At 68.9% G+C, this 5,956-nt stretch carries 7 protein-coding genes; 4 read left to right on the top strand and 3 right to left on the bottom strand.

Translation table 11 applies throughout. The features are described from left to right. Window positions 1–287 precede the first annotated feature (287 nt). The gene (locus tag VFF46_RS37240; protein ID WP_325041974.1) at window positions 288–962 is read right to left on the bottom strand and encodes a CGNR zinc finger domain-containing protein; all 675 of its coding nucleotides are present in this window, start codon (window positions 960–962) and stop codon (window positions 288–290) included. Window positions 963–1,010: 48 nt separating this feature from the next. On the opposite strand from VFF46_RS37240, the gene VFF46_RS37235 reads away from it, so the two are divergent. The 3 genes from VFF46_RS37235 to VFF46_RS37225 are packed head-to-tail and all read left to right on the top strand — an operon-like array spanning window position 1,011 to window position 4,266. Continuing rightward, window positions 1,011–2,213 carry an MFS transporter gene (locus VFF46_RS37235; RefSeq protein WP_325041973.1) on the top strand — a complete coding sequence of 401 codons (1,203 nt, stop codon included), beginning with the start codon at window positions 1,011–1,013 and terminating at the stop codon, window positions 2,211–2,213. Continuing rightward, on the top strand, window positions 2,188–2,775 hold the full coding sequence (locus tag VFF46_RS37230; RefSeq protein WP_325041972.1) for a fructosamine kinase family protein: 588 nt from the start codon (window positions 2,188–2,190) through the stop codon (window positions 2,773–2,775). The genes VFF46_RS37235 and VFF46_RS37230 overlap by 26 nt, the downstream gene beginning before the upstream one ends. A 42-nt stretch (window positions 2,776–2,817) precedes the next feature. Continuing rightward, window positions 2,818–4,266, top strand: coding sequence for a beta-N-acetylhexosaminidase (locus VFF46_RS37225; RefSeq protein ID WP_325041971.1), 1,449 nt, complete (start codon window positions 2,818–2,820; stop codon window positions 4,264–4,266). Here the strand turns inward: VFF46_RS37225 and VFF46_RS37220 are convergent. Further along, on the bottom strand, window positions 4,263–4,538 hold the full coding sequence (locus VFF46_RS37220; RefSeq protein ID WP_325041970.1) for a protealysin inhibitor emfourin: 276 nt from the start codon (window positions 4,536–4,538) through the stop codon (window positions 4,263–4,265). The two genes, VFF46_RS37225 and VFF46_RS37220, sit on opposite strands and share 4 nt — an antisense overlap. A 423-nt stretch (window positions 4,539–4,961) precedes the next feature. Between VFF46_RS37220 and VFF46_RS37215 the strand changes: the two genes are divergently transcribed. Beyond that, window positions 4,962–5,165, top strand: a complete 204-nt coding sequence (locus VFF46_RS37215; RefSeq protein WP_134100749.1) for a cold-shock protein — start codon at window positions 4,962–4,964, stop codon at window positions 5,163–5,165. Between the two features lie 55 nt (window positions 5,166–5,220). On the opposite strand, the gene VFF46_RS37210 is transcribed toward VFF46_RS37215, so the two are convergent. Continuing rightward, the coding region (locus VFF46_RS37210; protein ID WP_325041969.1) for an LLM class flavin-dependent oxidoreductase at window positions 5,221–5,956 on the bottom strand (736 nt) is incomplete at its 5' end.

Genomic DNA, 5,956 nt, shown 5'->3' with positions numbered 1-5,956 from the left:
TGTCCAGCCCCAGCAGCGCCGAGTAGAACTGGGCGAGCTCGAGTGGGTCCGGGCAGTCCAGCACCACCGAGCCGAGCCGCCCGGCAGTACTGCCCGGCTGCTCTGCCACCTGCGTCATCTGTCCTCCACATCCTGTTTCGTGCGTCCCGCTCCGTGGTGGGGCAGGACAGGCCAAGGCCCACTTGTCGGAAGGCCCGGCCGCCTACGATGACAGGTCGCGGCGACAATTTGCACCTTTCGACACGCGTTCTCGCGTAGTGAGCCCGTAGCTGACCGTGTAACTACCACTAAACGACGGAAACACTGGTAGCGCGGCGGCGCTCTCCCAGCTTGCGGATCTTGACCCGGGTCCCGCAGTCCTCCATCGCGCACCAGCGCCGGGAACCGTTCCGGCTGCGGTCCAGGAACAGCCAGCCGCAGCCGCCGTCGTCGACCGGGCATGCCTTCAGCTGCCGCAGATCGACGGTACGAACCAGCTCGACCGCGGCCACCACCAGACGGTCCGGGATCAGCTGCGCGGGCGCCGTACCGATCACCAGCTCGGCCACCCCGCGCTCCAGAGTCCGGTCCGGCACCAGCATCGAACGGGCGGCGGCCGCCGACCAGCGCAACATCAAGCGCTCGAACGCGGAACCCGTACTGCGCTTGACGCCGTCGCTCGCGCCGACCGCACCGTCGGCCCGCGGCGCGAGCACGTCGTACGTCGCCTCACGAATCTCCAGCGTCGCCCGCAAAGCCTTCGCGGCGAGCTCCGGCGCCGTCCGCCAGGTGCCCTCGACCGAGCTGAGATCACGGGTGTCGACGAGCTCGACGCGTCGGCTCCAGGCGAGCAGCTCGGCCGCCGACGTCAGGTAGTCGTGCTCCGGCTCGGCGCCACGCAGCCGCGGGCTGACGGTGTTCACCAGGTCGAGGGCAGGGTGGCCGCCCACGATGCGGAACTCCCCGTGAAACCGGTCGGCCATAGGTGAGACGCTACCAGTAACCCTACTCATGCCGGGATCAGGTGACCCATGCCCCTCTCGTCCCGTCGAGCCATCGCCGCTCTGGTGTGCCTCGGCGTCTCGACCTTCTCCTTCGTGACCATCGAGGTGCTCCCGATCGGTCTGCTGACCGTGATCGCCGACGACCTGCACCGCTCCCGCTCCCAGGTCGGTCTCCTCGTCACCGGGTACGCCGCCGTCGTCGTACTCGCGTCCCTCCCGCTCGCCCGACTGACCCTCCATCTCCCCCGCCGGCTGGTCCTGTCCGGCACGCTCGGTGTCCTCACCGTCGCCACCGCGCTCTCCGCGGCCGCGCCGTCGTACGAGCTGCTGTTCGCCGCGCGGCTGGTGGTTGCCCTCTCGCAGGCGCTGTTCTGGTCGATCGCCCCTCCGATCGCGACCGGTCTGTTCCCGCCCGAGTTCCGCGGCCGGGTGGTCGCACGGCTCGCGATCGGGACCGCGCTGGCACCGATCATCGGTATCCCACTCGGCACCTGGCTCGGCGAACAGGCGGGCTGGCGGGTGCCGTTCCTGGTGATGACCGGGCTCGGCGCAGTGGCTTGCGTCGGTGCTGTCCTGCTGCTGCCGCGCACCGAGGTGGCAGACAGCCCTTCGCGACGGGGCAGCACTCCGGATCGCCGGAAGTTCGTCGTACTGCTGGTCACGTCGGCTGTCGCGGTGACCGGGTTCCTGACGTTCAACACGTACGTCACGCCGTTCCTGCTGGACATCACCGGGTTCTCGCGACAGCTGCTCGGTCCGATGCTGCTGGTCAGTGGTGCGGGCGGGTTCGCCGGGACGTTGATCGTCGGGCGACTGCTCGATCGGTACCCGTGGGGTGCGACGGTCGTGCCGCTGGGGATCCTGACCGTCGGACTGTTCGGGCTGTTCGCGCTGGGACAGGTGCCGGCGGCGACGGTTGTGCTGATCACGGTGATCGGGCTGGCGTTCAGCGGGCTGGCCGTGGCGACGCAGAGCCGCACGCTGCAGGTAGCTCCTGGCAGCACCGACATCGCGTCTGCTGGGACCAGCTCGGCGTTCAACGTCGGCATCGCGTCAGGAGCGTTCGTAGGTGGTGCACTGATCGACCACACGTCCGTACGTGCTGTGGCGCTCGTCGGCGGGCTGCTGACCGCTGCTGCAGCTCTCGTGATGTTGAGCGAGCCCCTGCTGACCAGACGCCGAACGGCCGTGCCAGAGTCGCAGCATGACCTTTGTGAAGAGCCGGCCTGACGCCCCTGCCGACTTCTTCCAGGTAGAGGCCGCCGGACTGCGCTGGCTCGCAGTACCAGGCGGTGTACCGGTGGCTGCGCCGGCCGGGTGGAACGGGGACGGGTACATCGGGACCCTGCCGCTGCCCCACGCTGTGGATCCGCCGCCGTCATGGGGTGCGTTCTACGCGAACCTGCGGCTCAGGCCGTACCTGCAGGAGTGGGAGGAGCTTGAGCGGGTTTGCCAGCGGCTGGAGTCAGGGGTGTACGACGACCCTGCTGAGGAGCCTGCGCGGATCCACGGCGACCTGTGGTCGGGCAACGTGGTGTGGACGCCTGACGGTGTGCACCTGATCGACCCGGCCGCGCATGGCGGGCACCGGGAGACGGACCTGGCCATGCTTGCGCTCTTCGGGCTGCCGCACCTGGAGCGAGTGCTGCGGGCGTACGACGAGGTGCGTCCGTTGGCGGACGGGTGGCGGGAGCGGGTCGGGCTGCACCAACTGCATCCGCTGGTGGTGCATGCGGTGCTGTTCGGTGGTGGGTACATCGGGCAGGCGATCGAGGTCTCCCGGCGATATTGAAGCCTCTTGACGTAACCATCCGGGCCGCGAACACTTTCGATCATGATTCCGCAGCCCACGGCGCAGCAGGCGCTTCCCGATCAGACCTTCACGCTGCCGCCCGACGCCACCATCGGCGTCGACGACCCGGCCACCAGGACGATCGCCGAGCAGTTCGCGGCGCGGCTCCGACGCTCGACCGGGTTCGCCCTGCCGGTCCAGGACGGCGCCGGCACGATCACGCTCTCCACCCGCGGCACGCAGGAGGGCGAGGCGTACGAGCTCCGCGCGGACGCGTCCGGCGTGACGATCACCGCGGCGACCGCGGAGGGCGTGTTCCGCGGCGTCACCACGCTCCGCCAGCTCCTGCCCGCCAAGGCTGAGGCCTCCACCCAGCAGGACGGTCCCTGGGAGATCGCCGGTACGTCGATCTCGGACGCCCCGCGGTACGGGTACCGCGGCGTGATGCTCGACGTCACCCGGCACTTCTTCACCGTCGACCAGGTGAAGCACTTCATCGACCTCGTGGCGCTCTACAAGCTCAACCGGCTGCACCTGCACCTGTCCGACGACCAGGGCTGGCGCATCCAGGTGGACTCGTGGCCCCGGCTCACGGAGTACGGCGGCAGCCTGCAGGTCGGAGGCGGTGCGGGCGGCTACTACACGAAGGCGGAGTACGCCGACCTCGTCCAGTACGCCGCGGAGCACTACATCACCGTCGTACCGGAGATCGACACCCCGGGCCACACCAACGCGGCACTGGCGTCGTACGCCGAGCTGAACAAGGGCGACCAGGCACCGGATCTCTACACCGAGACCGAGGTCGGTTTCAGCTCGTTCGCGATCGACAAGGACGCCACGTACGAGTTCCTCGACGACGTGTTCCGGGAGGTGGCCGAGCAGACGCCCGGCGAGTTCCTGCACCTCGGCGGGGACGAGGCTCACTCGACGCCGCACTCGGAGTACCTCACCTTCGTACCCAAGGCCGCGGAGCTGGTCGTGAAGCACGGCAAGCGGGTGATGGGGTGGCACGAGATCGCCGACGGACCGCTGCCGGCCGGCACCGTGGTGCAGTACTGGGGCACCGAGGACCCGAAGGCCCAAGTGCTGGCGCAGAGCGCGGTGGCGCAGGGCGCGACGCTGGTGCTCTCCCCCGCGAACCGCGCGTACCTGGACATGAAGTACCACGCGGAGACGCCGCTCGGCCTGGACTGGGCGGGTCTGGTCAGCGTCGAGCAGTCGTACAACTGGAACCCGGCCACCCTGATCCCGGACGTGCCGGCGAGCGCGATCGACGGCGTCGAGGCGCCGCTGTGGACGGAGACCCTCGACGACCTGGACAAGGTCGAGTTCATGGTGTTCCCGCGGCTGCCCGGCATCGCCGAGCTCGGGTGGTCCGCGGAGGACGCGCTCGACTGGACGGCGTACAAGAGCCGGCTGGCCGAGCAGGGGCCGCGCTGGGAGGTGCTCGGCGTCAACTTCTACCGGGCACCGGAGATCGACTGGGCCTAACGGTCGAGGACCCGGTCGAGCAGCCAGGCGGTGGTCGGGTCCACGTCCTGCTCGGCGACGGTGTGCTGCGTGGCGTCCGCGTCCTGGACGTCACGCACCTCCAGGCGGTACACGTACCGGTCGGGCTGCGGTCGGCCGGAGCCGAGGTCCTTCGCGGCCAGCGCGCGGGCCGCGGACTCGAGGCGGTCCGCGTCGGGCTGCCCAGCGGTGTCGAGTTCGCCGTGCTTGGTCAGTCCCGCGAATCCGCCGCTACGTGTCACGGTCACGATCATTTCCGTCTCCTTGCTGTTGCACGTCAGGCAACTGTCCACAGCCGCGCGACACGCCGGGAAATTCGATCAGAATCCTGCGCCCATCACCCGGCGTACCGGTCAATTGTCCTTCGTTGCCAACTTCCCGCATCCCCCGCCGTCCGCGAAACAGCAGGTCGGCGCCGGATTTCCGGTTCCGGAAGGGTTATCCGGCGGGCCGGAACCGCCGAGCACGGAGGGTAGCGATTCGCGACAATCAGCGACACGTGTTTGTGGTCACCCCTACCATCAGCGCGCAGAACGGCTACAGTTATGGCGTTGCAGTTTTGGACTCCCTGACTTTGCTGTGCTGCATGGCCGGTCTGTCGTCTGGGACCTTTCGGCGACGCGTGGTCCATGAGGTGTGGGCCACGGATTTTTAATAGCCATCGAGGAGATAGACAAATGGCTGTCGGTACTGTCAAGTGGTTCAACGCTGACAAGGGCTTCGGCTTCATCACCCCGGATGACGGTGGCGCGGACGTGTTCGCGCACTACTCGGCCATCCAGATGTCGGGCTTCCGCTCGCTGGACGAGAACCAGCGCGTCGAGTTCGAGATCACTCAGGGCCAGAAGGGCCTGCAGGCGGAGAACATCCGCGCGATCTGATCGCCCTTCCAGCACAACGAAGGGGCCGCACACCGACCGGCGTGCGGCCCCTTCGTCATGCTCGGCGCAGTCTCGGGATCACCTCGGTAGCCACCTGCTCCAGGACCTCCTCGGAGCCGGCGTACACGCCTTCGGCGCGGGGCCAGTGGGTGATGACGTCGGTGAAGCCGAGGGCGGCGGCGCGGCCCACGGCGTCCTCGAAGGCGGACGGGCTGGAGAGGGCGTAGACGATGGAGTCGAGGGACAGGTAGCGGTCGAAGGGGCGGTCCCCGACGAGGTCGTCGAGGCGGTGGCTGAGGTCGGCGACCGAGCGGAACCAGCTGTCCAGGTCGTCGCCCGCTCCCCCGGTCGTCATCCAGCCGTCGCCGTGCTCGGCGGCGAAACGGAGCGAGCGCGGGCCGTTGCCGGCCAGGACGAACGGGACGCGGGGTTGCTGGATGCAACCCGGAAGCGTGCGGCCGTTGCGGGTCTCGTAGTACTCGCCCTTGAAGTCGACGCCGTCGGTGGTGAGCAGGATGTCCAGCAGCTTCACGAACTCCTGGTAGCGGTCCTGGCGTTGCCGCGGGGTCAGATCCGGGCCGCCCTGGATCGTCGCGTCCAGGCTGCCGCCGGCGCCGATCCCGCACAGGAACCGGCCGTCGGACACGTCGTCGATCGCGAGGATCTCCCGGGTCAGCGCCAGCGGATGCCGGAAGTTCGGCGAGGTCACGAACGTACCGAGCTTGATCGTCGACGTCACGGTCGCGGCCGCGGTCAGCGTCGGCGTCGTCCCGTACCACGGCGAGTCCTGC

It is taken from the genome of Kribbella sp. (assembly GCF_035655035.1).
Taxonomy (GTDB): Bacteria; Actinomycetota; Actinomycetes; order Propionibacteriales; family Kribbellaceae; genus Kribbella.
This window is presented reverse-complemented; position numbering and strand designations above follow the sequence as displayed.

What these genes read in the sequence shown, in the direction of transcription:
- VFF46_RS37215 (WP_134100749.1), top strand. Translation starts at nt 4,962, where the DNA reads ATGGCTGTCGGTACTGTCAAGTGGTTCAACGCTGACAAGGGCTTCGGC.
- VFF46_RS37225 (WP_325041971.1), top strand. Translation starts at nt 2,818, where the DNA reads ATGATTCCGCAGCCCACGGCGCAGCAGGCGCTTCCCGATCAGACCTTC.
- VFF46_RS37235 (WP_325041973.1), top strand. Translation starts at nt 1,011, where the DNA reads ATGCCCCTCTCGTCCCGTCGAGCCATCGCCGCTCTGGTGTGCCTCGGC.
- VFF46_RS37220 (WP_325041970.1), bottom strand. Translation starts at nt 4,538, where the DNA reads ATGATCGTGACCGTGACACGTAGCGGCGGATTCGCGGGACTGACCAAG.
- VFF46_RS37240 (WP_325041974.1), bottom strand. Translation starts at nt 962, where the DNA reads ATGGCCGACCGGTTTCACGGGGAGTTCCGCATCGTGGGCGGCCACCCT.
- VFF46_RS37230 (WP_325041972.1), top strand. Translation starts at nt 2,188, where the DNA reads ATGACCTTTGTGAAGAGCCGGCCTGACGCCCCTGCCGACTTCTTCCAG.